Source organism: Peribacillus sp. NPDC096622 (genome assembly GCF_044762665.1).
Classification (GTDB): Bacteria; Bacillota; Bacilli; order Bacillales; family DSM-1321; genus Peribacillus; species Peribacillus frigoritolerans_B.
Genome location: NZ_JBIWES010000003.1, coordinates 272,675 through 297,186, shown reverse-complemented (window position 1 = coordinate 297,186; position 24,512 = coordinate 272,675). Strand labels below are relative to the sequence as shown.

Here is a 24,512-nt window from a genome sequence, read left to right as displayed (position 1 = left end):
GGTCATTAATGTAACCAGGCATTTTATTTCTTGCTTCAGAGAAATAACGGGTGAATTAGCTTTTGATCAGCGCTGTCGCTTGGGAAGCTTTTTCTTTATATGACGGTTAGCAAAGAACAATATGGGAAATACTAAGAGAATGAAATTCTTACCGAATTTTCAGAAAAATGCATTGACGGGAAATTACGGTTGTTATATATTATTAATAAGTTAAATTTATTGTTATATAACAGAAGGAGGAATCTAGATGATGAACATTTATGATAAAGCTTATGAAAGTTATTTAAAGATTTGTGAAAGGTATGAAATCGAGTCGATAAACATCGACCATTTCATCAAAAATTTAACTAAAGATCAGTTGGATGAATACAGTAAATTAGCCGTTTAAACGAAAGGACGTGATTGTACAAGATGGACCTCCCGGTTGATGTAGATGTAGAAGCCAGTTAGAAACCCCACCAGTTGCTATGGGAACAGGTGGGGTTTTGTCATGTGTTTTAAGAGGTTATTTTTTATTAATAGGATAACTCGGCTTGTTGCACGGATGTGTTTTGGCGATTTATACTAGCGATAGCCCTCTTTATTTGTTGTTAAGTACTTTAATGGCTCGCCAGAAGGCAAAGGTAACAATCAAAATGTTCAGCGTATTCATGGTCATGTTTGCGAAAGAACCCTTCTTTTGTTCGAGGACGTGTATAGGGTAAAGCCGTTATGATTTCTTTGTAAAATAGGTAGCTTGTAATTGCTGGTGTTTAATAAGTTCTTCTGCTCTTATAAAATCAAATATCACTTACTATTACATGACTAGTAAAAGAGAAAAGCTGTGTAAAAAACTTTAGTGGGTAAAAATACAAAATTCAGAATTTTCTTGAAAGTGATTCATGCACATGTTAAAATTCATTTCAGGAAAGAGTATTATAAATAAGCTGATATTGGAACTTTGGTGAAACTTAGTTTCTTAATAAGCAACAAAAACCGCAATGAAGGACTAAAGAATCCATATAGGAAATAAAGTCTACGGGGATTGGAAACATTAAACGATGCCTTCTTGCCTATTACATTAAAACATCAAAAATCAGTACAATGATTGTTATACATATTGACATAACTAATCATTCTTTTTATACAGATTTTTTGTAATGGAAAGAAACGATGTTGTTTATTAAGAAACTGCGAGTTGTTGATTAAACATCTTCAGTTTTAATATTCTTCAAATCTATCTACAAGGGGGTGAGAAAGATGAATTGAAATCAAACTATAGAAAATTTGACGGGAAATAATATTTAAAAGAATTAGCTTAAAACACCAATAAAAGTTATGTCGATGTAAATCTAATGATTTATTTTTTTGAATGGAAGAAATGTAAGCGCTTGTATAAAAGTTATCCGTTGGTAATGTCCTGTGTTTTAGACTGTAACATCGTAACTAATTTAGAAAAGGCAAAACTTTACATGATAGAGATGAAATCATTCAGGAGGTTTTTGTTTAATGAACAAACAACTGCAGATGAAAAAGAAATCTAAATGGAAAGTTCGTTATACTGTCTTATTCGTATTATGGTTATGTTGGCTGTTTTCTTTCCTGGATCGAATGGTTATCACTATTGCATTGCCTTATATTGGTGAAGATCTTAATTTAACGGCAACAGCTCAAGGATTACTTTTAAGTATTTTCTTTGCGGGGTATGCACTGTTCCAAATTCCGGGCGGGATGTTATCAGATAAATTTGGCTTTCGTCGTGTGATGAGCATTGCGATTGTTTGGTGGTCAATGTTCACATCATTGACTGGTTTTATTTTTTCTTATCCACTTATGTTACTTATTCGATTCGTTTTCGGTTTAGGTGAGGCATGTTTACCAGGTGCTGCTTATAAAGGAATAGCTAATTACTTTCCTAGTAGGCAACGAGGAACAGCTACTGGAATCCAGTCAACAGTTAATACTTTAGGACCGGCTATTGCTGCTATAGCTGCTGCAGCAATTATTGGGGCATTTGGATGGCGTACAGTCTTTATCGTAATGGGTATTCCGGGCATTATACTCGGTCTGTATATCTGGTTTAAATTCAAAGACAATCCGAAAGATCATCCTAAAATGACGAAAGAAGAGCTTGCAGAATTAGATGAAGACATTGAGTGTGAAAAATTGAATGAAGAAAAGAACTCAGGAGTTTCCTTTAAGGAGCTATTTAGAAAACCGATTTTATGGCAAATGGCGTTCATTTGGTTCTTCTTTGATATTACTTTCTGGGGCTTCACTTCTTGGCTTCCATCTTACCTGATAAATGTTAGAGGGCTTTCTTTAATGGATACTGGTATTTTCAGTGCCTTACCGTATTTAGTAGGTACAGTCTCAATTATCCTTGGTGGGTACTTGTCAGATAAAGTAAAAGGAAAGAGGAAATGGGTGTTCATCCCTAATGCTGTAATTAGTGGGTTAGCATTATTATTAATGCTTCAAGCTACTTCTACTGCGGTGGTCATTACGTATCAATGTGTTGCAGCATTCTTCATGTTCTTAGCTCAAGGAGCATTCTGGGGTCTGGTTGTTGACACACTTCCTGCGAAAATAATGGCTGCAGGTTCATCCACTGTTAACTGTTTCGGATCAATTGCAGGATTTATATCCCCGTTATTAATGGGTTATATGATTGAGAGCAGCGGTGGTTCTTACAATTCAACTTTCATATTAATGATTGCAGCAATAATTGTAGCAGCAATCATTGCCCTTACGATTGGCAATAATACCGAAAAAGAAAATTCATTAAATTCAGAAGCAATAGTAGAAGCTTAAGATGAATTGCAAATTTATCAGTAATTAAATGGGTTCATTTATCTTTGTTGAGAATAGTAATATTGTAAAAATGATGCGAATGTTTTTACATGGTAATAAAAGCGGCTGTCAGATAACGAATCCTCGTACATAGAAATGCAGACGCCTTTTTTAGAGTAGTGGGTAAGAAAGACGGGGGAAGTGTTGTAATTTTCAGAAAATAAATTAGAATTATAAGGGAACATCGTTGCTTATTGGGTAACGGAAAGAGTATGAATGAACGAAATAAGTTAAATCATCTTTAAGGGAGTTTGAATGAATGAAAGTAAATTTAAAACCAAACAATGTTAGTTCATTAACAAAGGTACTTGCAGTAGCTACGCAAAATCAATTTGCTGTCGGTTCGTTTACTCCTAGAGCTACAAAGATGGTAGCTCCTATACTTAGAGCGGCCCAAGAAAAGAAATCTGCGGTCATTGTCCAAACTTCTGAGAGGGAGCAGGAACGATATGGCATCAATTTAGCGGAATTTAGCCGAGAGTTTTATCGTGTGATCCGAGAGGAGAATATTACGATCCCTGCTGTGTTACATTTAGATCATACGAAGGATTTCAATGTAATTGCTGAAGCCATCGAAGTTGGTTTTACATCCGTTATGATTGATGCATCAGAGCAACCATTTAAGAAAAATATTGAGATAACAAAAAAGGTTGTTGAGTATGCACATTCAAGAGGCGTAACTGTTGAAGCTGAACTAGGCAAGATAGGGACTACCGACTTTATTGAAACCGACGTTGATGAAGAGCTATTTACAGAGCCTAAAGAAGCAAAACAGTTTGTTGAAGAGACATGTATTGATGCATTAGCGGTTTCTGTCGGAACTTCACATGGGGTCTATCTTGTTAAAAATCCAAAAATTGATATTGAACGTTTAATAGAAATCCGTACATTAACATCGGTCCCCTTAGTGTTACATGGCGGTTCCGGCACTCCTTCAGAGATGATTAAAAATGCAATTCAAATTCCTAATGGTGGAATTAGTAAAGTGAATATTGCAACAGATTTAGAACATATGATGATAAAAACTCTTAATCGAGAAAATTATGTTACAGAAAAAGAGTGGTCGGAACTGCCAACTGAAACATTAACTTTAGTCCAAAACGCAGTTCAGAACGTAGTAAAAGAAAAAATTGAAAATTTTTTAATAAGTAGCGATAGCGCTTCTTATTATGTTTAAGAAGTAATATTATACTAACTTTGAACGGGTACCGCCTTATTTTAGACACATAAGATAAACCCTATAACCACATATTAGATGGCTATACAATTTATCGTCGAAGATAACTATTTTTAGAAGAATTGCTAAGGTAATAGGAGGAAAATAATATGTCTTTAGAAAGATCTAGTATAGTAACCTTTGCTGGTAAGCCAGTTACGTTGATTGGTAGTGAAATTCGTGTTGGTGATAAAGCGCCAAATTTTGAAGTATTAGCAAACGATCTCTCAAAAGTTACACTTGAAGATTCAAAAGGGAAAGTCCGACTTATTTCATGTGTTCCCTCTCTTGATACAGGGGTATGTGACGCACAAACACGGAAATTTAACCAATTAGCTAGCAATCTAGGAAATGACGTGGAAGTGTTAACAATTAGTGTAGATCTTCCATTTGCACAAAAAAGATGGTGTGGAGCAGCAGGAATAGAACAAGCCCAAACCCTTTCAGATCATTATAAGATGTCATTTGGAACAGCTTATGGCACATATATAAAGGAACATCGTTTAGAATGCCGTGCAGTATTCGTTGTGGATGAAAAAGATGTCGTACAGTATGTTGAATACGTTCCGGAAATTACGGAACATCCGAATTATGAAGCAGCTATAAAAGCAATTAAGTCATTTATAAAAGTTAAAAAGTGATATAAATAAGCAATATACACTATGTTTTAAAGAACGCATTACGTATTAAAATCTTGTTTTCTCAGTTTATTATATTCTAATCTCAAAATAAAAAGGCTGCCTCACAAAAGGTCAGCCTCTTCTTCTATATGGTTTTAATAATGGGGTAGTGAGGTGCAAACATTGAGGCAAAAAAGTTTTTATTACCTTAAAGGAATAGGCTGATAATAGTAATATTTGATTTTTCTTAATAAGGTGTCAGAAATATTCTGAATTTTATATTTTTTTGTTGGAAAACTAAATTAGGGGTGATATTATAAAAATGTGAAGAATTTATTGATTATGGAATTAAATGTTATATTTTTCTCATTAATAGAAACAATGTTGCTTATTGAGAAACTTAAAGAAGTGACAAACTTTTTGAATTTTGGCAATGATATTTGAAAACAGATAGATGAAGTATTTTAAACAACTTAATTTAAATGAACCAGATTGTATAAAATTAAGTATCAAATAATTATCCCATTCAAATTTTTTTTACCCTGTATTGTATACAATACTGCATTCAATTTTGAATTTTTCTGAGAGGAGGTATAAAGTTTTGAATAGTTTAGAAATAGATATCTATAAAAAAATCAAGCAAGCTATTATCCAGCAAAGGCTTCGGCCCAATATGCAATTAATAGAAAAGGATCTTGCTGAATCGTTTGGCGTTAGCCGTACCCCTGTCCGTAATGTTCTGCGCAGATTGGAATATGAAAAATTGGTGAAAATTAAAGAGCATAAAGGTACCTTTGTCTCTTGTTCAACAATTGAAGAAGCAAAAGAAGTATTTGAAATGAGGAGAATCTTAGAAGGGGAAGCAGTGCGAAGAGCATGCAGACTCTTTGACGAGGAACAATTACAAGAACTAGAGACTCTAGTTGAGGAAGAACGACATATTTATGGTAGTCGGGATTTTTATGAATCTTTAAAAGTATCTGGGGATTTTCATTTGAAAATAGCTGAATTCGCAGGAAATTCGTATTTTTATCAATATCTCGAAGATTTAATTTCCCTAACTTATGTGATTATAGCAATCTATGGAAGAGGGGGAATGGAAACATGTGGTTATCACGATCATTTTCAAATTTTTAATGCTATTAAGCAAAGGGATGGTGACCTTGCAGAACACTTATCTCTCATTCATCTTAGTGAAATTGAGTCGAATCTTCATTTTAATGAGGAATTACAAATCTCGTCTTCCTTGTCAGATATATTTCTTTAATGTAAATTGATAAATGATTCATTGAAAGCGCTTACTGATGGGGTTTTTAAGGAGGTGATACAGTTCATCGAAATCATTTTCCAAATTAAATGTAGTTTTCATGCTGTTTTTTTTGTGATTTTCAAGGAACGTTGTTGTTTAATGCGCGACAATACCTCGATTCAAACACATTAAGATGGTGGAGGATCGATGGGAAATAGTACTTTTAACAAAACAAATTCGCATTTTATTTCCTTTGAATGAAGAACAGAAAAGAACACTTAGAAGAAAGATTGTATCATATTATAGCCTCGGCAAACATCTAAGACCTAACCTGTTAACCAATGCATTAAAATGCGGCAAACCATAAAAAAGGGGTTGGATGTATCATGTCTACAAATTTAGAAAATTACGTTCCACAAGAAACGCAGATCCAACATGATACGGGTGTGGATGAATCACTTAATCCAAAAACCGAGGAGGGTAGGACGGTAAGTCCGTTAGACTATATTTTCATGTGGGTTGGTGACGGTGTTAATCTAGGTAATATGACGCTTGGAGCCAGTATGATTGTAGCGGGAATCGCTACGTTAAACATCTTTCAGACATTTGCCGCAGCTATCATGGCAATTGGTATCATTTCAACTGTTTTTGCTTTAAATGACAGGCTCGGATACAGAACGGGAATACCATATGTTGTACAGCTTAGAATGTCCTTTGGGCTTAAAGGTTCCGTAATATCATCACTGATGCGCGGTATTCCCGCCATCGTTTGGTACGGTTTTCAAAGTTGGATTGGCGGTACTGCCTTAAATGAAATTGCGAAGATTATTACAGGCGGCGCCTTTGATAATGTTGCCATTTGCTTTGTAGTGCTACAGTTGGTGCAAATTGGGCTTTCGCTGTATGGATTCCATGCCATTAAATGGGTGGAAACGCTTGCGTCTATTGTTATTGTACTAGCGCTTCTCTATGTATTTGGCGTTCTACTAACTTCCTATAGCGATGTTATTGCAGAAACATGGGTTCATGCAGAAGGATCATGGGGCTTGCCTTTCTTTGCATTGATCATGATGTTTATGGGAAATTATGCGGCTATCTTTTTAAGTGCAGCGGACTATTCAAGAGAGCTAAAGTCTGGTATTAGCGACACAAAACGCGGGTTTTTGTACTTTCTTCCTATTTTAATGGCGTACGGCTTGACACTTACAATCGGTGGAATGCTTGCTTCTGCAACCGGCATCAATAATCCTGTGAAAGCGTTTGCGGTCGTGGTGGATAACTCTTACATTACACTCTTTGTATCCGCATTTATTGTTTTGGGTGCGGTTGCAGTAAACATGGTTGCCAATATTATTCCGCCAACCTATGTTATTACATTGCTTACAAAAATGAAATATAAACCTGCAGTTACCATAACCGGACTGCTTGCATTTTGCTCATTCCCTTGGGTTCTTGTGCAGGATTCTTCGGCAAAGGGTCTTGGAATCTTCATTCTTATATATTCCGCATTTCTAGGACCGATTGTTTCTATATTATTAGTGGAATATTATATATTAAGAAAGCAAAAGGTAAATGTTGCAGACTTGTATAAGGAAGACGGTCCATTTGCCGGGTATAATCCAGCAGCGGTGCTTGCATTGCTTATCGGCGCCGGTGCAGCCTGTGTGAAAGTGGAGCTGGCATGGATTATCGGCGTTGTTGTGGCAGGCATTGCATATTTGCTTTTGATGAAATTTGCATTTAAAAATTCAAAATTCAAAAAGGGTACTATTTTTGAAAAGTAAACCTGTATTTCTATGTTTCCTGGGGTTATTCTCTCTGTCTATTTATAATGGATTGATGCAATCTGAGGATGAAATAAACAAGGCAGTTGAGTAATGCCAATATACAGAAAATTTCAAAAAAGGGGGTTGGGAGAATGAAGTTTGATTTAGTTATAAAGAACGGAAATGTAGTATTTGAAAATTCAGTAGAACAACTGGATATCGGTATACTTAATGGTAAAATTGCAGAAATTTCAAAAGAAATAGTCGGGGAATCTGCTGAAATTATAGATGCCTCTCATCAATATGTCATGCCTGGGATGATAGATGCCCATGTCCATATTTGCGAGCCAGGCAGAACGGAGTGGGAAGGGTTTGTAACAGGAACTCAAGCACTAGCTGCAGGAGGGACAACATCATTTGTTGATATGCCATTAAACGCTTTGCCGGCAACGACTACAAAGAGTTCACTGCATTTAAAATTAAAATCTGCTGAAAATAAGGCGTACGTTGATTATGCTTTGTATGGTGGATTAGTTCCTGATAATCTCGAAGATTTAGAAGCCCTTTCTAACGAAGGTGTTGTGGCCTTCAAATGTTTTATGGCAACATGTGGTAGTGAGGAAATTGGAGATTTTAAAAATGTTGATGATTTTACTCTATATCAAGGTATGAAAAAACTATCGGAATTGGGGCATATTTTATCCATACATGCTGAGAATGCAGAGCTTACTGATAAACTGGCAATTGAAAAGAAAAAACAAGGGAAGACAACAGCAAAAGATTATGCTGAGTCCCGCCCCATATTTACTGAGGTTGATGCTGTAAAACGTGCTTTGTTATTAGGTAAAGAGACTGGATGTAAATTACATTTTGTTCATATTAGCAGTGAAGAGGCTGTTGAAGAAATCCTTAAAGCACGTAAACTAGGCCAAGAGGTTACGATAGAATCGTGTCCTCACTATTTCACGTTAGATATTGAAACCTTTGAAAGGGTAGGACCTGTTGCGAAATGCGCCCCACCGCTTCGCACTAAAACAGAACAAGATAAATTATGGGAAGCTCTTAAGGAGGGGAAAATTGATATCCTGGCCTCAGACCATTCCCCATGTCCTCCAGAAATGAAGCAGAGCAACAGCAATAATATGTTTGATGTGTGGGGAGGGATTAGTGGCTGCCAAAATAATGTTGATTTAATGTTTGACGAGGCTGTTAAGAAACGTGGGGTTTCTGTAAGTGAATTTTCAAAGATGATTGCGACAAAACCTGCAGAAATATTTAACTTAAGAAATAAAGGAAGCATTAAAGTTTCCTATGACGCTGATATCATTCTCCTTGATCCAAATAAATCATACACCATTCAGCCAGAAGATTTGTATTACCGTCATCAACAAAGCCCTTATGTTGGAAGAAAAATTAACTGTCGAGTGACGAAAACGTTTGTAAGAGGACAACTGGTATTTGATTTTGAGCAAGGGATAGTAAGTCATCCAATTGGGAAGTTCATTTCGGCAAAAAGTAGTTTCGTACAAGCATAAAGTTATTTAAAGAAGGTTGACCTAAAAGGGCACTTAAGTTGCTCTTAATGGCGTCATACCTTCTTTTTGTTTTATTTTTTGAATGGTATTATGTCTGTGGATTGCTCTTGTGGTAAGATAAAGAAACAGGATCAGTAATTTAGGATTTAATCGGAGGTTAATATAAATGGTTAAGTCAGTAGATAGGGCGTTAACAATTATTTCATTAGTGAGCAAGCGTAAAGAAGGGATTGGGGTTACTGAGCTGGCCTCCAACCTAGATTTAAATAAAAGCTCTATATTCAGATTATTAAGTACTCTTGTAGATCATGGATTCATCGAACAAAATCCTGAAACTAAAAAATATAGATTAGGCTATAAATATTTAGAATTAAGTTCGATGCTACTTGAATCTATTGACTTGAGAACTCAGGCTAAACCTTTTCTGGAAGAGTTAGAATCACATATTAATGAAGTGATCCACTTGACCGTATATGATCAAGGAGAGGTAATCTATATTGAAAAACTTGAGGGAAGTGAAACCCTTAGAACACATTCACAAGTAGGGAGACGGGCCCCAATGCATTGTACGGCAGTTGGGAAGGTAATCTTAGCCCATCTGCCATTAAATGAGATCGTAGATATAATTGACAAGCATGGTTTACCAAAACATACTGAACATACGATTATAGATAAGGAATCTTTTTTTAAAGAATTGGGAAAAATCAGGAACGAAGGTATTGGTAGGGAAGTTGAAGAAAATGAACAAGGAATCACCTGTATTGCAGCGCCAATTTTTGATAATCGGAAGAAAATTACAGCTGCTGTCAGTATATCAGGACCAAGCATCCGAATGACTGAAGAAAGATTAACTGAAATTAAACCAATTATAATGGATATTGGTAAAAAGATTTCCAAAAGGCTTGGTTACACAGACAATTAAATAATGTGAAAAAAAGAATTGGTATAAGACCAATTCTTTTTTTTGTAGACAAAAGGGGTTAGGAATTTTTCTTCCTTATCAAATTTATCAGGTGGAAAAGGCTTCTTTCCATGGTTTGTCCGATCTTGATTTATTTCATCTTGAAGGTGTCCTTGATAAGCTCTTGTTTCCTTACGAACGATTTTCTTTTTTAATTACCGTTTATTCGCACTCGCTTTCACATGTGTAGTAATGGAGACTTTAGGCAAAAAGGGTTTCTAAAAGTTAAAACAAAGTTGCCTTGGAACGGAGGGTGCGAGACTCCTGCGGGAAAAGCGAGTTCAGGGGAGACCCCGTAGGCGCGAAGGCGCCGAGGGCGGACCGCCCTCGGAAAGCGAGTGCCTGGAGGCAACGTTCGAATTGTTTACAGTCTGAAAGAATTGGTATAAGGCCAGTTCTTTTTTTGTAGAAATTCATTGATTCAAGTTTATCTTCGAATAGGCACTCTGACCTTTTGTCCTTCAAAAATATTTATAAAAAATTTAATGGCGAAAATACTTGAAATATTCAAAAAACGGTGATAATATCAAAATAAGAAACAAGGTTAGTTAATAAGCAACGAAATGCTTATTTTTTTAATTATTAAATGAAACTACGTTGCTTATTACGCGACTAAAAGGAGGAGTACTAGTGGATTTTTCTAAAGAGAAAAGCAAATTTTATAATAATCTAACGAAAACGATTCGCCGGCACATAGTTAAAATGACGAACCATGCTGGAAGTGGTCATCCCGGTGGTTCTTTATCAGCAACTGAACTAATGTCCGTCCTATTTTTTGAACACATGAATGTTGATCCTAAAAACCCAGATTGGCAAGACCGAGATTGTTTCTTCCTATCTAAGGGTCATTGTACACCTGTATTTTATTCAGTATTAGCTGAAAAAGGTTTCTTCCCAGTTGAAGAGTTAATGACATTCAGGGATGTTGACGGCAGGTTACATGGACATCCATGTGGAGAGCATATTCCAGGTGTAGACATATCTTCAGGATCACTTGGTCAAGGATTATCAGTAGCTAATGGTGTTGGATTAATTGCAAAACTAGATGGTAGCAATAGAAGATCATATTGCATGATTGGTGATGGAGAATTACAAGAAGGTCAAGTATGGGAAGCAGCAATGACAACTGCACATTACAATCTTGATAACGTTTGTGCGATTATCGACTGGAACAAAATTCAACTTGATGATTTTGTTGAAAATGTAAAAGGTGTAAAAAATCTTGGTGATAAATTTAGAGCTTTCGGTTGGCACGTTGTTGAAATTGATGGTCATGATATTAATGCAGTTAATGAAGCGTATAAAGAAGCTAAACGCACTAAAGGCAGACCTACTGCAATTCTAGCTCATACGGTTAAAGGCAAGGGAGTTTCATTCATGGAAGATACACATGATTGGCATGGAATGGCTCCGAATGATGAGCAATTAGAAATCGCTTTAAAGGAGTTGGCTTAAGATGGCAAATCAAGAAGCACCACGTAAAGGTTTTGCTGATGCACTAATTAGACTTGGAGAAAAACATGATAATTTAGTGGTACTTGACGCGGACTGTGCAAAATCAAATATGACAAATCTATATAAAAATAGATTTCCGGAACGCTTTTTCAACATCGGTATTTCTGAATGTGATTTAGTAGGTACTGCAGCTGGTATGGCGGTAGCAGGTAAAGTACCATTTGCGAATGCTTATGCAAACTTCCTTACTGGGCGTGCATTTGATCAAATGAGAATTTCTGTATGTTATTCAAATAACAATGTGAAAATTGTCGGTCATAACGCTGGTACATCAGCTGCTCAAGAAGGTGCAACACATTTACCGCTTGAAGATATTTCTTTAATGCGCTCACTTCCACGTATGACTGTAATTGTTCCAGCTGATGCGGTTGAAATGGAAAAAGCAGTAGAAGCTGCTTATTACCATGACGGACCAATTTACCTGCGTGTTGGCAAATTACCAGTACCAATCGTTACAAAAAAAGAAGAACCATTCAAAATAGGTAAAGCAATTAAATACCGTGAAGGGTCTGATATTACAATCATCAGTACTGGGATAATGCTTGATGAATCACTAAAAGCAGTAGGTGAATTGGAAAAGCAAGGTGTTAGCGCTGAACTTTTACACATTCATACAATTAAACCTATTGATAAAGAAGCCATTATTGCATCTGCTGCGAAAACAAAACATGTTATCACAGTTGAAGAGCATTCAATTATAGGTGGATTAGGTAGTGCTGTTGCTGAAGTATTATCAGAAAGCCAACCGGCTAAATTAAGAAGAATCGGTACAAATGACCGTTTTGGGGTTTCAGGAAAAATGGATGAATTACTTGATTTGTTTGAATTAAGAGCACACCGTATTGTTTCTACTGCAAATGAATTATTAGGACATAGAGTAACTAGTTAATCACATTTTAGATGATGAAAGGGGGAGGGTTTTTGTCAAACGCAACCCAATATCTAAGTTTAAAGGATACTTTAGACCTCTTCTCTAAATCGGATGATAGCCTTCGTGCTAAAATCCAAGCTCATTTAAAACAAACAAAACATAAGTTTATCGTTTTAGATGATGATCCAACTGGTGTCCAAACGGTACATGATATTTTTGTCATCACGGACTGGGGAAAAGACTGGATTAAAAAAGGATTATCTGATGAGAGAAGTGTACTTTATATTTTAACAAACACAAGAAGTTATAATGCAGAAAAAACGGAAAACATCAATAGAGAGATTGTCCAAAACATTGTTGACGTTACTAAGGAAATGGGCATTAATTATTCAATTATCAGTAGAAGTGACTCAACATTAAGAGGGCATTATCCACTTGAAATTAATGTGCTCCAAGATGAATTATTAAAAACTGCTGATGTACAAATTTCAGGTCATTTAATCATACCGGCTTTTTTTGAAGCACATCGTTACACCATAGATAATATTCATTATTTAGGTATGGATGGTCAACTTGTCCCAGTAAATGAAACAGAATTTGCGAATGATTCCGTTTTCGGTTTCAATACTGCTAATTTGCCGAAATGGATTGAAGAGAAGACAAATGGAAGTGTAGCTTCAGAGTCGGCTTTGATCATTTCACTTGAAGATATTCATAATGGTGGCATTGATAAAGTTTATGAGATTTTACTATCTGCTAACAATAATACTCCTATTATAGTAAATGCTAAATCTTACTATGATTTAGACATCGTATCATTAGCTGTCCTTAAAGCAATTGATTCTGGCAAGCAATTCTTGTTTAGAACTGCAGCATCTATTGTAAAATCGATTGCGGGAATTCAGGATCGTCCATATTTATCAGCTAATGAGATTGTTTCAAATGATGAAAACCAAAACAATGGTGGATTTATTATAGTAGGTTCCCACACGAATAAAACTACGGAACAAATTAAGGAACTAATGAATAAATACCCGATTGAACAAATCGAAATGAATGTTGTGAAAGTTCTAAATAAAGAAACAAGAAATGAAGAGCTAACACGAGTATGTCAATTAGTTGACCATAATATTTCTTCTAATCGCGATACGCTTGTTTATACAAGTAGGGATTTAATTAGTGCGAAAGATAAGGAAGAAAACTTAAAAATTAGTCAAACTGTTTCAAGTTCTTTAGTTAAAGTTATTCGCTCACTAAAAGTAAAGCCGAAATTTATCATTGCAAAAGGTGGTATAACTTCGAGTGATGTGGCAACTGACGGCTTAGATATAAAATATGCAAAAATTTTAGGGCAAGCGATCGCCGGTGTCCCAGTATGGTTAACCGGAAGTGAAGCTAAGTTCAAAGATACACCTTATATCGTATTTCCAGGCAACGTTGGGGATAAAGATTCAATTGCTCAAATCTTTGAAAATATAAAAAAGGATCAAAAGGGAGAGATATAAATGGCTAAACAAAAAATGACAGCTGCTGAGTTAATTGCCTTGTATTTAGAAAAAAGAGGGGTGAAACATGTTTATGGTGTACCGGGTGCTGCAATTTTACCATTCTATGATGCAGTAAAAGAATTAACTAAAATTGAATCATATATTGTTCGTCACGAACAAACGGGTGCTTTCATGGCTGATGGTTATTCAAGAGCAACTGGTGAAGTGGGCGTATGTGCTGCCACATCAGGTCCTGGTGGAACCAATTTCTTAACTGGACTTTACGGTGCATGGATGGATTCCATTCCAATGATAGCCATTACCGGTCAACAAAAAAATAGTTTAATTGGAACCATGCAATTCCAAGAAGCGCCTATCGTTGAAATGGCAAAGCCTGTAACGAAAGCTGCATACCGTTTAACTGACGGTTCGAAAGCTGCTGAATTTATCCATGAAGCATGGGTAACAGCTACTACTGGCAGAAAAGGTCCAGTTCTTCTTGATTTACCAGTTGATCAACAAAAAGTTGAAATAGAAGTCGACTTAGATGTGCTTATCGGTTCTACTCCAGTCGATAACTTACCACAAGCTTCTGACGCTGATATAGAGAAAACATTGGAATTATTAAAAGATGCTAAAAGACCGGTCTTACTTTCTGGTGGAGGGGTCAACATTGCAAACGCTACCATTGAATTGAAAGCGTTAGCTGAAGAACTGCAAATCCCTGTAGTAACTTCTGGCATGGGGATGGATACATTCCCTAATGATCACCCTTTATTCGCGGGACGTATGGGAACGATGCTTGATACTCCATTCGGTAACAAAACAATTGTTGAAGCCGACTTAGTAATCAACCTAGCCGGACGTTTCGCTGATCGTTCAACTGGTAATGTTTCGGTATTCACACAAAACGGTAAGAAAATCATCCATGTAAATCTTGATAATAAGGAAATTGGTAAAGTTGTACCAACGGTTTTAGGTATTGTTTCTGATGTTAAAACATTCATGGTTAAACTTGCAGAAGCCCATAAAGCACTTGGTGCTCATGTAGCTGCAACTGCCGAAGTAGGTACTAAAGTTGACTTAACTGAAGAGCGTAAGAAATGGGCACGTAAAACGGATTACACAACACTTCCAATCAGACAAGAGCGTGCATTGCGAGAACTTCGTGAATTCTTGGATCGCGATGCCTTCGTATCACATGACTGCGGTATCAGCCAAATCTGGTCCTCTCAATTATTTGAAACGTATGTACCAAGAACCTACTTATTAACTGGTGGTGCGGGGACAATGGGTTGGGGCCTTGGTGCAGCAATGGCAGCGAAACTTGCATTTCCTGAAAGACAAAGTGTAAACATCCTTGGTGATGGAAGCTTAGGGATGTCATTGCAAGATATTGCTACAGCTGCAAAGCATGATATTCCGGTCATTATTTTCTGTATGAATAACTCATTAATGGGATTAATTCGTCAACAACAAAACTGGTTCTATAATGGACGTCAAATTTCTACGGACTTAATTTACAAAAATGAATTATGTGATAATGAAGAGCGAGGAATCGACTTTGTTAAAACGGCTGAAGGTATGGGTGTTCGTGGTGAGCTTGTAACACATTATGATGATATCAAACCAGCTCTGCAACGTGCAGTTGACTCAGGTAAACCATATTTAATCGAAGTTATAGTTGATCCAGATCCAAAGAACGCATGCGAATTCTCTAATAACGGTGCACTTAACGGCTTCAAATACTCTGGGAAAATTGATTATTCCAAATAATCACTACTCTTGATCGAAGTGATTTTTTTGAAGCAATGGGATATAACCTATTGCTTCAAAAAACATATTAGTAATAAAAAATATTGACTGAACTTAAATAATGGGTTTATTAAAGGAGGGAAGCCGAATAATCGGCGAAACAATGTCAGCAAATCTTCATAATTCTATGAAAGTCGGAATTGTTCACTTTATGGCTTATCCTGAAACAATGGGTGGAGATGGCCCAGCTGTTGAAACAATTAAGAAAATTGTACAAGATGATTTTTTCTCTGGAATTGAAATTACATCTATTAACAATCCTGAAGAACGTAAAGAGGCTACTCAAATTTTACAATCTGGTGGAATGACTGTAGGTTTTGGTGCACAACCGATTTTATTAAGAAACAAAGGAAACCTTAATTCTTTTGATGAAGCTGAGCGTAGACGGGCTATCGATTTAGTAAAAGGCGGAATTGACCAGGCTTACGAAGTGAATGCTGCTAAACTTGGTTTCTTAAGTGGGGCTAAACCAGATACTCAACAAGATGTTGCCTTACAATTACTCACGAATTCTATCAAAGAATTATGCGATTATGCAAAATCTAAAGGTGATTTAGTACTCTCACTTGAAACATTTGATGATGAGACTGATAAGAAATGTCTAATCGGTTCGAATAAACTTGCTGTTGAAGTTGCAAAAGAAGTTCGTAAAGTAGATCCCACTTTCGGTTTAATGCTTGATTTAAGTCATTTACCAATGCAACGTGAAACATCTTCTGATGCATTAACGGTTGCTCGTGATTATATTAACCATGCCCATATCGGAAATTGCTATATTAAAGATACTTCTGATCCTGCTTACGGAGATCAGCATCCCCGTTTCGGATATCCAGGAAGTGAAGTTGATGTTCCTGAATTAGCGGAGTATTTACGATCTTTATTAGAAATTGGTTACATCGGTGAAGGTATAAAGAATATAGTCGCTTTTGAAGTGAAACCTGTAGGTACAGAATCATCAGATATTGTAATTGCACAGTCAAAACGTACCCTCATTGATGCATGGTCATTATTACATTCAAAAAAAGGGCGTTTAGTTGGTTAACTTGTCTATAACTATAAGGATTAAACGGTGACAAGCACTTTTGCTTGTCACCGTTTAATCTAAGATTTAATTAGCTTATCATGCAGGATTCCTATTGAGCAACGACTAAATAAGGTGTTAATATGACTTTGCATTAAAAAACTGGATTTTGTAATAAATAACAAATTTTCTTAGAGATTAAATTGGCAAGGAAGTGATCGATTGGTTAAACTTCAGAAGGATGTTGATGCTATAAGAATCAACACTAGAATCGAAGAACTTGCTGCTTGTTCATCTACATCTGTTGGTGTCACTAGACTACCTTTCACAGTGGAAAGTTTAAAGGCAGAAAGACTAGTTGAAGAGTGGATGAAAGCAGCTGGGATGACGGTAAGAAAAGATGCACTTAACAATATAATCGGACGTTATGAAGGGAAAGATCCTACAGCTCCAGTTTTAATGATTGGTTCACATTTAGATAGCGTGATTGAAGCAGGTAAATATGACGGTATTTTAGGAGTTATAACTGGAATAGAAGTTGTTCAGACTCTTAAGGATAATGGCATTATATTATATAATCCAATCGAAGTGGTGGGTTTTTGTGATGAGGAAGGAGTACGGTTTCACTCAACTTTCCTCGGTAGTAAAGCGATTGCAGGAACTTTTACTGCTGAAGATTTAGAAAGAGCAGATGAACAAGGAATAACAATTGCCGAAGCGTTAAAAGGAATTGGTATTGCTGACCCATATGCTTTTAGTAACGCTAGTCGAAATCCAGAAGAACTTCTCGCCTATTTGGAACTTCATATCGAACAGGGGCCAGTGCTTGAGAAGGAGAATGAACCTGTCGGAATAGTTCGTGGGATTGCTGGTGCTACAAGATTTTATTTTGAAATTATCGGGAAACCTGGACATGCAGGGACAGTTCCTGTTGCCCTTAGACAAGATGCACTTTTAGGAGCTAGTGATCTTATTTCCTACATTGAGAACATCGCTATCCAAAATGAACCATTAGTAGCGACTATCGGTAAACTTACTGTAAGTCCGGGTGCTAGTAATGTAATACCTGGCCTTGTAACAGGGACTCTGGATATCCGCGATTTAAATGTTGATCGTAAGAAAAAAGCTATTGAAGCCATATTAACTGAAAGTGAAAGGGTAGCAAAAGCTAGAGGACTCCAAATTCATTTTGAACAAGTCATGGAAGCCGATCCTGTATACTGTGATGAACAATTGATTAAAGTAATCGAAGAGTCCATTATCGAAGTGGATGGTAGCGTTATCAGTCTTGTAAGTGGTGCTGGTCACGATGCAATGGCTATGGCGGATGTAACGAATGTTGCAATGATTTTCGTTCGTTGTAAAGATGGTCTTAGTCATCACCCTGATGAATTCGTTACTGTAGAAGATATGGGTGTAGGAGCTAGAGTTCTTTACTCTACAGTAATTAAAATAGCCACAAAACAATATTGAGTGACATAAAAGATTTTATAGAGTATATAAGACTATCGACTAAAAGAGAACTTACAAAAAAACTCGTGATCCGCCTGTATCGGATCACGAGTTTTTTCAAAATGAATACATTTCAATTAGTACCTCTTGAACAAATCAGTCAACTGTTATCAGAAGCATTTTTCTATAAGATTGAATCCTTCGAAAAGCTCATTAGATAAAAAGTATATTAAAGACAGGTATCCTTCATGCGATGAAACAGTCATGCGTATCGACTCAGATCCAATGGTTACAAAGGGAGTTCTGTCGGACTCTTTAACATGTTCATAAAAAAGCCACTGAAATTCCTGGATTCCTCCATAATCGAAGGATTCTGTAGCGTCACTTCCAGAAAATAAAGTCGAGATTTACTCTTCATATTGATCTCTGTCTGTGCGGGCGGTTTACATTCAGTCAATACCTGCTTTAGTAGTAATTACAATTTTTATTAATCACTGATATCTCTGAAAATTGAACCCATGAGTAAAGCTATACGTAAATGAAGTGAGTTTTTTGAATCATGGACGGAATAATTCAATATGTCCTCACATTTGGCAATTCGGTATTTAACGGTATTACGGTGAACAAACAGTTTCCTGGATGTAATCGCAAGTTCACAATTATTATCCAAATATACCAATAAGGTATTGACTAAGTCTTTTTCATCTTTATTTTTCGGATAGGATAGAGAACGTAATGTATTTTCATAAAATTTTTTTAAATCTTTTTCGGGAATTAACCGAATCAGTTCGATTAATTGTTTGGTCTCGTAAAAGTTTATAAATTTATTTTGAAACAGTTCAGACCCATGTTTCCATGCTTCCACTGCTTCTTCGTATGATAGGTTGATATAGGTTAGGTCATTAGAAAAGTTACCAACTCCAAACGACAACGAAATTTTTAGATTTGAATATACCTCATTCTGGAATTCCTTCAGCCTTTCTTCTATTATTCCTTTAATCGAATCATTAATATTCAGAGGAGATTGCATCAAAATAACAAAATAACCATCTTTCATAAAAACGATGTTGTTAGTATCTATTTTTAAAAATGATTTATGTAAAAACTTATATAAATAGTCGTATAATCTATTCATTATTTCTGCACTTTTTTGTAAAGCGTTTTGTTCATCATCATCAATCTTACATACAATGCATGCGTATTTCATATTGTCGATTAAGCCATGCTGTTTTCCCCTATGAATAATTTCTTGTTTGTTAGAAATCTTTCCATCAACAAGGGAAGCAAAAAAGTTATTTTCTAACAAACGACTGTTTTCTCTAATAGCCTCGTTTTTAAGCAGCGTGAATGAAATGACTGTTGATGCTTGCTCAATAGCTAATTGGGAAGAGGGGTATGAAAGCTTCTCAGGATGAAGAATTATTAGTAAATATGGATAGGGACGCATTGTTTTCACCCGAAACAATTTTATAGAAATGTCAGTATTTTGGATGTCGATTGTGAGCTGGTTTTTTTCTAGGTATGTTTCTATATCACTTTTAATGTATTCCTGAACATTTTTCATAACGATTTTCATATTTCCTGTACGAAAATGATGAGAAAAGGATGTCACATCACCAATAGGATCAAGTAGGAGAACAGGACATTTTAATAGGGAGCCAAGATTTTCAATTAAAGAATTCAGACTGTAACCTTTTATCATCATATTGGTAAATTCCTTGTGTATATGCATCGCATAAAATAACTCTTCAATTTGGTTATCCCATATAAAGCTTAATAATTGATGAGCAACCGCACCTAATGTTAATGTCTCTGGAATTTGAATAATTGGAAATTCTAATGAGTCAGCTAATTCGATTACATCCGGCGGTATCTTATCAATGAATCTTTTAAGTTTAATGGCAATCCCTGCACATGGAAGTTCATTAATTTGGGAAATGAGATTACATAATGCATGAGGATCGTCTTTAAAAGCGTATCCTGTTGTCAATAATAGGGAGTTCTCAGCTAAAAAATGGATGGCATCTGGTGTTTCTGAAATCTCAATTGATTCCACTTTCCTTTTAAGTCCGGCATGTCCAGCAATAATTTTGGCTTCTCGAAACACATCAACGATAAATAAATCTTCTACTTTTTTCATCATACACCTTCTAATTCTGCATTTTGTCAGTTTTTATTTCTAGAAAGGGAAGCAAACGAATGTTGTTAAATTTGGACAAAAATTTAAATGGGAATTGTTTACATTGCATAATGATTTTGTGAATTACTCCGCTTATAATCAATTGTATAGAGGATTGAAAGTTAAGGAAACTGTTTTCAAAATTTTTTTTTACATTCCATAAATCTCAAGTTTTTATTATATTTAGCAACTATATTTATATTTAGAAGCGCATAGCATCATACGTTTTTTTGCAATGGTTACTATAGGAAGCCGGGTTTTTAACACCTAAGATCTTAACAGACCTTTTAAACCTTTATATATTTCCAGTTTGTATTTCGGTGGATAGTAAGCGCTATCAATGCTGAGGAGGAAACTTTTTGGAACAAACTAAAGCTCCATTGGAGCAGAAACAGAATTAAGCAGAGACTTATTGGCAACAAAACCCGAAGATGGAAATTGGAAAGTAGGGAACTATTTTCTATAGGGATGGGTTCTGTTCATAATGTTCCATCCTACGTTACAATTGGTGGTTTTTTTGCGCTAGGACTATCGGTTGGACAGGTATTATACACTTCAAGAAAAGTGCAGAAACGAGAGGATGTGGTTAAAGGGAATTAATTGATGGGAAAGTTAAATAGTGTGAATATTTAAAAATCACTTTAGCAGGAATAAACGTTTTGAAGAAAAGTACTCATTATTGACCAAAATTTGATTTCTGAAGAAAGGAATGAACCTATGGCTACATATGATTTACTCATTAGAAATGGAAACCTTGTAATGTTTGATTCGATTGTTCAAGGAGATATTGCAATTAAGGAAGGGAAAATTAAAGAAGTGTCTATCGGAAAAAATATTGAAGCTATAGCAACAAGAGAAATTAATGCTGAGGGACAGCACATCCTCCCAGGATTAATTGATACTCATGTTCATTTCAACGAGCCAGGCAGAACTGAGTGGGAAGGTGTTCAAACTGGTAGCAGAAGTTTAGCGGCAGGTGGGGTAACAACCTATTTTGATATGCCATTGAACAGTACACCGCCAACAATCAATAAAGAATATTTGGCATTAAAGAGAGCTTGCTCCGAAGAAAAGTCGGTAGTCAATTGCCGCTTTTGGGGTGGACTTATACCAGAAAATATTGAGAATATTAAGGAACTTGATGAAAATGGAGTAATTGGATTTAAAGCATTTATGTCACCGAGCGGAATTGTCGATTTCAATCATGTCGATGATATTACGATTTTTAAAGGGATGAGAGAAATTGCCTCTGTAGGTTCACTTTTAGCCGTTCATGCTGAAAGTACAGTCATTTGTGAACAGCTTGCACAAGAAAAACAAAGACAAAATAAGACGACTGCAAAAGACTTCGTCGAATCAAGACCGATAATTTCCGAGATTGAAGCGGTAAGAAGAATAATTTCATATGCTGAAGCTACAGGTTGTAAACTGCATATTGTTCATGCGAGCAGCCGGAAAGTAGTGGATGTCATCAATCAGGCAAAGCAAAGAGGCCTAGATATTACGGTAGAAACATGCCCTCATTATTTATCTTTGACATTAAAAGACTTAGAGGAAAAAGGCGGATTGGCAAAATGCTGCCCTCCACTGCGTGATGATGAAGAAGTAGAACAATTATGGGAAGCTGTAGCAAACGGTGAAATTGACGTAATAGCATCCGACCATTCACCAGCACCTGCATCTATGAAAGAAGTAATAAATGAAGACTTTTTCAGTGCCTGGGGTGGGATTTCCGGTGCCCAATCTACGCTCAATATTATGTTGACAGAGGGGCATTTTAACCGTAATCTTCCTCTGGGGAAAATTGTTGAATTAACATCAACGAATCCAGCTAAGTTATTTGGCCTTTATCCCCATAAAGGGATAATAGCCGTTGATAGCGACGCTGATCTGGCGATTGTTGATCTGAACAGAAGCTTCGAGCTGAAAAAGGAAGATTTGTTCTACCGCCATCAACAGTCGCCTTATGTTGGCAGGATATTCAAAGGGCAAGTAACGACAACGATCGTCAATGGGGCAATCGTTTTTGAAAATGGAAGCATTACCACTGTGGAAAAAATTAAAATCTAGGATTGTTAAGCAATAAAGGACTGAGAAAATCTTAATTGATTTTATTAGCTTATTATGTATGAGTCGCTTTCAGTCATTTATTTTAGGCATACACAATCTTAAAAGCAAAAGAAGCCTGTAAGGACCTTGGACCTGAGTACCTAAAAGAGAAAAACATAGATGAAGAAATAAGAAGATAATATGTTTTATCTATAATAAACAAAAATATAAAACGTTTTTATCGATTAGGCATAAAGACTAATTAAATGAAAGCGGTTAATATTTATATAAGAGACTTAATTGTTTCTAACACAAGCTAATAATATATGAAAAGAAGCTTCAATTATAATTAATCTATAGCGGGAACAGGGCACACCATGATTCACATATTTTCAAATGGCGCCTGCTTATGAACGTTGATTGGTGTCATATGAATTAGCTCACAAAATACGATTAAAAGGAGAGTTTAAAAGATGGGTTATCCTAAAGATTTATTAGCAAGCAGATCAATAATTGAGCACGGTAAATATGCTTTAATTGCACCTGAAGGATTGGTTAATAATGTTGTTCCAGGATTTGAGAATTGTATCATTTCCATTTTGGGTTCTCCAAAGCTTGGAGCAAGCTTTGTCGATTACATTGTGACAATGCAAAAGGAAGGAAAGAACAGCGAGGGGTTTGGTGGACAAGAAGATGTAGAGACATTTGTCTATGTTATTGAAGGAAAAATAAAAGCTGCTGCAGGTGAACAAGAGTTTGTCCTCGATGAAAGCGGTTATTTATACTGTCCGCCAGGAACAAAGATGTATTTAGAAAACCAATTGGATGGAGATTCTAAACTATTCCTATATAAGCAAAAGTATCGTCCACTTGAAGGACGGAGGCCATGGGTTTATTCAAACCATGCGAACAAAATTGAATTTAGGATTTATGATGATATGCATAATGTCCATCTTAAGGATCTATTGCCTGCTGATATAGATTTTGATATGAATTTTCATATTCTTTCCTTTGATCCTGCTGCATCTCATCCATTCATCGAAACACATGTGCAAGAACATGGCGCCTACTTACTCTCGGGAGAAGGGATGTATAATCTGGATAATCAGTGGGTTCCTGTAAAGAAAGGAGATTACATTTTTATGGGTCCATATGTACATCAAGCAGCCTATGCGGTAGGCAGAGAAAATTTAACATATGTTTACTCTAAAGATTGTAATCGTGATGCATCCTTGTAAAAGGTCACATCAATTAGAAGAAATGCGTAAATGCCAACTTCAAGAGATTTAATGCGGGCAGAATTGTATTTTAGGGAGATCTGGTAAGTGTAATTCAAAACCATTAAATATGAAAGAGGTGCTGAGATATGGACCAGAATGTAATTTCGAACAAAAAGTCGATAATAGAGGAAAGAGTTTTTGAAATCGATAAAATAGCAAAATTCGATTCTAATGCACCACAAAAAAATTATTTCTATGAAACGGATAAAACTGTTGGGGCAGTTTGGTGTCTTGAACCTGAGCAGGAAGTATTTTTACATTCTCATTCGAATGTTGATGATATTTGGGTTTGCATTGAGGGGGAAGGAACATACTTTCCTGATCTAGAGAATGAGATTACGATCAGAAAAGGAATGGTAGTATTGGCCAAGCCTAATCAAATTCATGGAATGCGTAATACAGGAAACAGTCGATTCATGTTTGTAGGCTTTGCTGCAGGGGCATTGCCTATGGATATAACAAGATATTAGAAAAAGGCTAAGGTTATTAAACAATTACAAAATAAAAGTTTCTTCTTTCAAAAAACAAAAAAAGTGATTAAGGCGAAGCGATTGTAATGAAAACAGCGCTTCGCTTATATTTTTATTTATAAAAAGAGATGATTTGCAATTTTTACGAAGAAACTATGGATTCCAAAGGAAATCAATACTTTTAAGAATTCTCG

18 protein-coding genes and 2 pseudogenes are annotated in these 24,512 nt (G+C 36.0%); 17 read left to right on the top strand and 3 right to left on the bottom strand.

Annotation, left to right across the window (positions count from 1 at the left end):
* Positions 1–247: 247 nt before the first annotated feature.
* Positions 248–388, top strand: coding sequence for a hypothetical protein (locus ACIQYG_RS07875; protein ID WP_153246179.1), 141 nt, complete (start codon positions 248–250; stop codon positions 386–388).
* A gap of 179 nt (positions 389–567) precedes the next feature.
* Here the strand turns inward: ACIQYG_RS07875 and ACIQYG_RS07870 are convergent.
* A pseudogene (locus ACIQYG_RS07870) lies at positions 568–752 on the bottom strand (IS5/IS1182 family transposase); the annotation flags it as partial.
* A 736-nt stretch (positions 753–1,488) separates the two neighbouring features.
* Between ACIQYG_RS07870 and ACIQYG_RS07865 the strand changes: the two are divergent.
* The 7 genes from ACIQYG_RS07865 (at position 1,489) to ACIQYG_RS07835 (ending at position 10,140) form a co-directional block, all read left to right on the top strand.
* Positions 1,489–2,793, top strand: coding sequence for an MFS transporter (locus ACIQYG_RS07865; protein WP_402836815.1), 1,305 nt, complete (start codon positions 1,489–1,491; stop codon positions 2,791–2,793).
* Between the two features lie 298 nt (positions 2,794–3,091).
* Complete coding sequence (locus tag ACIQYG_RS07860) at positions 3,092–4,009, top strand: class II fructose-bisphosphate aldolase (RefSeq protein WP_402836813.1); 918 nt, start codon at positions 3,092–3,094, stop codon at positions 4,007–4,009.
* Positions 4,010–4,158: 149 nt separating this feature from the next.
* Positions 4,159–4,689, top strand: a complete 531-nt coding sequence (gene tpx / locus ACIQYG_RS07855) for a thiol peroxidase (RefSeq protein ID WP_402836811.1) — start codon at positions 4,159–4,161, stop codon at positions 4,687–4,689.
* A gap of 580 nt (positions 4,690–5,269) precedes the next feature.
* Positions 5,270–5,935 carry a GntR family transcriptional regulator gene (locus ACIQYG_RS07850; protein WP_402836810.1) on the top strand — a complete coding sequence of 222 codons (666 nt, stop codon included), beginning with the start codon at positions 5,270–5,272 and terminating at the stop codon, positions 5,933–5,935.
* A gap of 368 nt (positions 5,936–6,303) precedes the next feature.
* Positions 6,304–7,701, top strand: a complete 1,398-nt coding sequence (locus tag ACIQYG_RS07845) for an NCS1 family transporter (RefSeq protein WP_402836808.1) — start codon at positions 6,304–6,306, stop codon at positions 7,699–7,701.
* A 134-nt stretch (positions 7,702–7,835) separates the two neighbouring features.
* Positions 7,836–9,218, top strand: coding sequence for an allantoinase AllB (gene allB / locus ACIQYG_RS07840; protein ID WP_402836807.1), 1,383 nt, complete (start codon positions 7,836–7,838; stop codon positions 9,216–9,218).
* Positions 9,219–9,384: 166 nt separating this feature from the next.
* Positions 9,385–10,140 carry an IclR family transcriptional regulator gene (locus ACIQYG_RS07835; protein WP_402836805.1) on the top strand — a complete coding sequence of 252 codons (756 nt, stop codon included), beginning with the start codon at positions 9,385–9,387 and terminating at the stop codon, positions 10,138–10,140.
* A gap of 92 nt (positions 10,141–10,232) precedes the next feature.
* On the opposite strand, the pseudogene ACIQYG_RS07830 reads toward ACIQYG_RS07835, so the two are convergent.
* Positions 10,233–10,370: pseudogene (locus ACIQYG_RS07830) on the bottom strand (IS5/IS1182 family transposase); the annotation flags it as partial.
* Between the two features lie 439 nt (positions 10,371–10,809).
* Here ACIQYG_RS07830 and ACIQYG_RS07825 point away from each other — a divergent pair.
* The 6 genes from ACIQYG_RS07825 to ACIQYG_RS07800 all read left to right on the top strand — a co-directional run bounded on the left by ACIQYG_RS07825 (position 10,810) and on the right by ACIQYG_RS07800 (position 18,361).
* Entirely contained in the window at positions 10,810–11,634 is an 825-nt protein-coding gene (locus ACIQYG_RS07825) for a transketolase (RefSeq protein ID WP_402836804.1), read from the top strand.
* 1 nt (position 11,635) lies between these two features.
* Positions 11,636–12,583 carry a transketolase family protein gene (locus ACIQYG_RS07820; protein ID WP_402836802.1) on the top strand — a complete coding sequence of 316 codons (948 nt, stop codon included), beginning with the start codon at positions 11,636–11,638 and terminating at the stop codon, positions 12,581–12,583.
* A gap of 32 nt (positions 12,584–12,615) precedes the next feature.
* Complete coding sequence (locus ACIQYG_RS07815; protein ID WP_402836801.1) at positions 12,616–14,070, top strand: four-carbon acid sugar kinase family protein; 1,455 nt, start codon at positions 12,616–12,618, stop codon at positions 14,068–14,070.
* Positions 14,071–15,828: a thiamine pyrophosphate-binding protein gene (locus tag ACIQYG_RS07810; RefSeq protein WP_402836799.1), complete on the top strand. Its 1,758-nt coding sequence runs from the start codon at positions 14,071–14,073 to the stop codon at positions 15,826–15,828.
* Between the two features lie 142 nt (positions 15,829–15,970).
* Positions 15,971–16,909 (top strand): sugar phosphate isomerase/epimerase family protein, encoded by a 939-nt coding sequence (locus ACIQYG_RS07805; RefSeq protein ID WP_402836797.1) that lies wholly within the window; start codon positions 15,971–15,973, stop codon positions 16,907–16,909.
* A 201-nt stretch (positions 16,910–17,110) separates the two neighbouring features.
* On the top strand, positions 17,111–18,361 hold the full coding sequence (locus ACIQYG_RS07800) for an allantoate amidohydrolase (RefSeq protein WP_402836796.1): 1,251 nt from the start codon (positions 17,111–17,113) through the stop codon (positions 18,359–18,361).
* A 466-nt stretch (positions 18,362–18,827) separates the two neighbouring features.
* Here the strand turns inward: ACIQYG_RS07800 and ACIQYG_RS07795 are convergent, their stop codons facing one another.
* The gene (locus ACIQYG_RS07795; protein WP_402836794.1) at positions 18,828–20,480 is read right to left on the bottom strand and encodes a PucR family transcriptional regulator; all 1,653 of its coding nucleotides are present in this window, start codon (positions 20,478–20,480) and stop codon (positions 18,828–18,830) included.
* A gap of 756 nt (positions 20,481–21,236) precedes the next feature.
* Here ACIQYG_RS07795 and ACIQYG_RS07790 point away from each other — a divergent pair.
* The 3 genes from ACIQYG_RS07790 (at position 21,237) to ACIQYG_RS07780 (ending at position 24,318) form a co-directional block, all read left to right on the top strand.
* Complete coding sequence (locus ACIQYG_RS07790; protein ID WP_402836792.1) at positions 21,237–22,589, top strand: allantoinase; 1,353 nt, start codon at positions 21,237–21,239, stop codon at positions 22,587–22,589.
* Between the two features lie 452 nt (positions 22,590–23,041).
* Positions 23,042–23,806 carry a (S)-ureidoglycine aminohydrolase gene (gene allE, locus ACIQYG_RS07785; protein ID WP_402836790.1) on the top strand — a complete coding sequence of 255 codons (765 nt, stop codon included), beginning with the start codon at positions 23,042–23,044 and terminating at the stop codon, positions 23,804–23,806.
* A 128-nt stretch (positions 23,807–23,934) separates the two neighbouring features.
* Positions 23,935–24,318 carry a cupin domain-containing protein gene (locus tag ACIQYG_RS07780; protein WP_402836788.1) on the top strand — a complete coding sequence of 128 codons (384 nt, stop codon included), beginning with the start codon at positions 23,935–23,937 and terminating at the stop codon, positions 24,316–24,318.
* Positions 24,319–24,512: the final 194 nt, after the last annotated feature.

Coding starts and splice junctions, on each gene's coding strand:
- ACIQYG_RS07875 (WP_153246179.1), top strand. CDS start 248: ATGATGAACATTTATGATAAAGCTTATGAAAGTTATTTAAAGATTTGT.
- ACIQYG_RS07865 (WP_402836815.1), top strand. CDS start 1,489: ATGAACAAACAACTGCAGATGAAAAAGAAATCTAAATGGAAAGTTCGT.
- ACIQYG_RS07860 (WP_402836813.1), top strand. CDS start 3,092: ATGAAAGTAAATTTAAAACCAAACAATGTTAGTTCATTAACAAAGGTA.
- tpx (WP_402836811.1), top strand. CDS start 4,159: ATGTCTTTAGAAAGATCTAGTATAGTAACCTTTGCTGGTAAGCCAGTT.
- ACIQYG_RS07845 (WP_402836808.1), top strand. CDS start 6,304: ATGTCTACAAATTTAGAAAATTACGTTCCACAAGAAACGCAGATCCAA.
- allB (WP_402836807.1), top strand. CDS start 7,836: ATGAAGTTTGATTTAGTTATAAAGAACGGAAATGTAGTATTTGAAAAT.
- ACIQYG_RS07835 (WP_402836805.1), top strand. CDS start 9,385: ATGGTTAAGTCAGTAGATAGGGCGTTAACAATTATTTCATTAGTGAGC.
- ACIQYG_RS07820 (WP_402836802.1), top strand. CDS start 11,636: ATGGCAAATCAAGAAGCACCACGTAAAGGTTTTGCTGATGCACTAATT.
- ACIQYG_RS07810 (WP_402836799.1), top strand. CDS start 14,071: ATGGCTAAACAAAAAATGACAGCTGCTGAGTTAATTGCCTTGTATTTA.
- ACIQYG_RS07805 (WP_402836797.1), top strand. CDS start 15,971: ATGTCAGCAAATCTTCATAATTCTATGAAAGTCGGAATTGTTCACTTT.
- ACIQYG_RS07795 (WP_402836794.1), bottom strand. CDS start 20,480: ATGAAAAAAGTAGAAGATTTATTTATCGTTGATGTGTTTCGAGAAGCC.
- ACIQYG_RS07790 (WP_402836792.1), top strand. CDS start 21,237: ATGGCTACATATGATTTACTCATTAGAAATGGAAACCTTGTAATGTTT.
- allE (WP_402836790.1), top strand. CDS start 23,042: ATGGGTTATCCTAAAGATTTATTAGCAAGCAGATCAATAATTGAGCAC.
- ACIQYG_RS07780 (WP_402836788.1), top strand. CDS start 23,935: ATGGACCAGAATGTAATTTCGAACAAAAAGTCGATAATAGAGGAAAGA.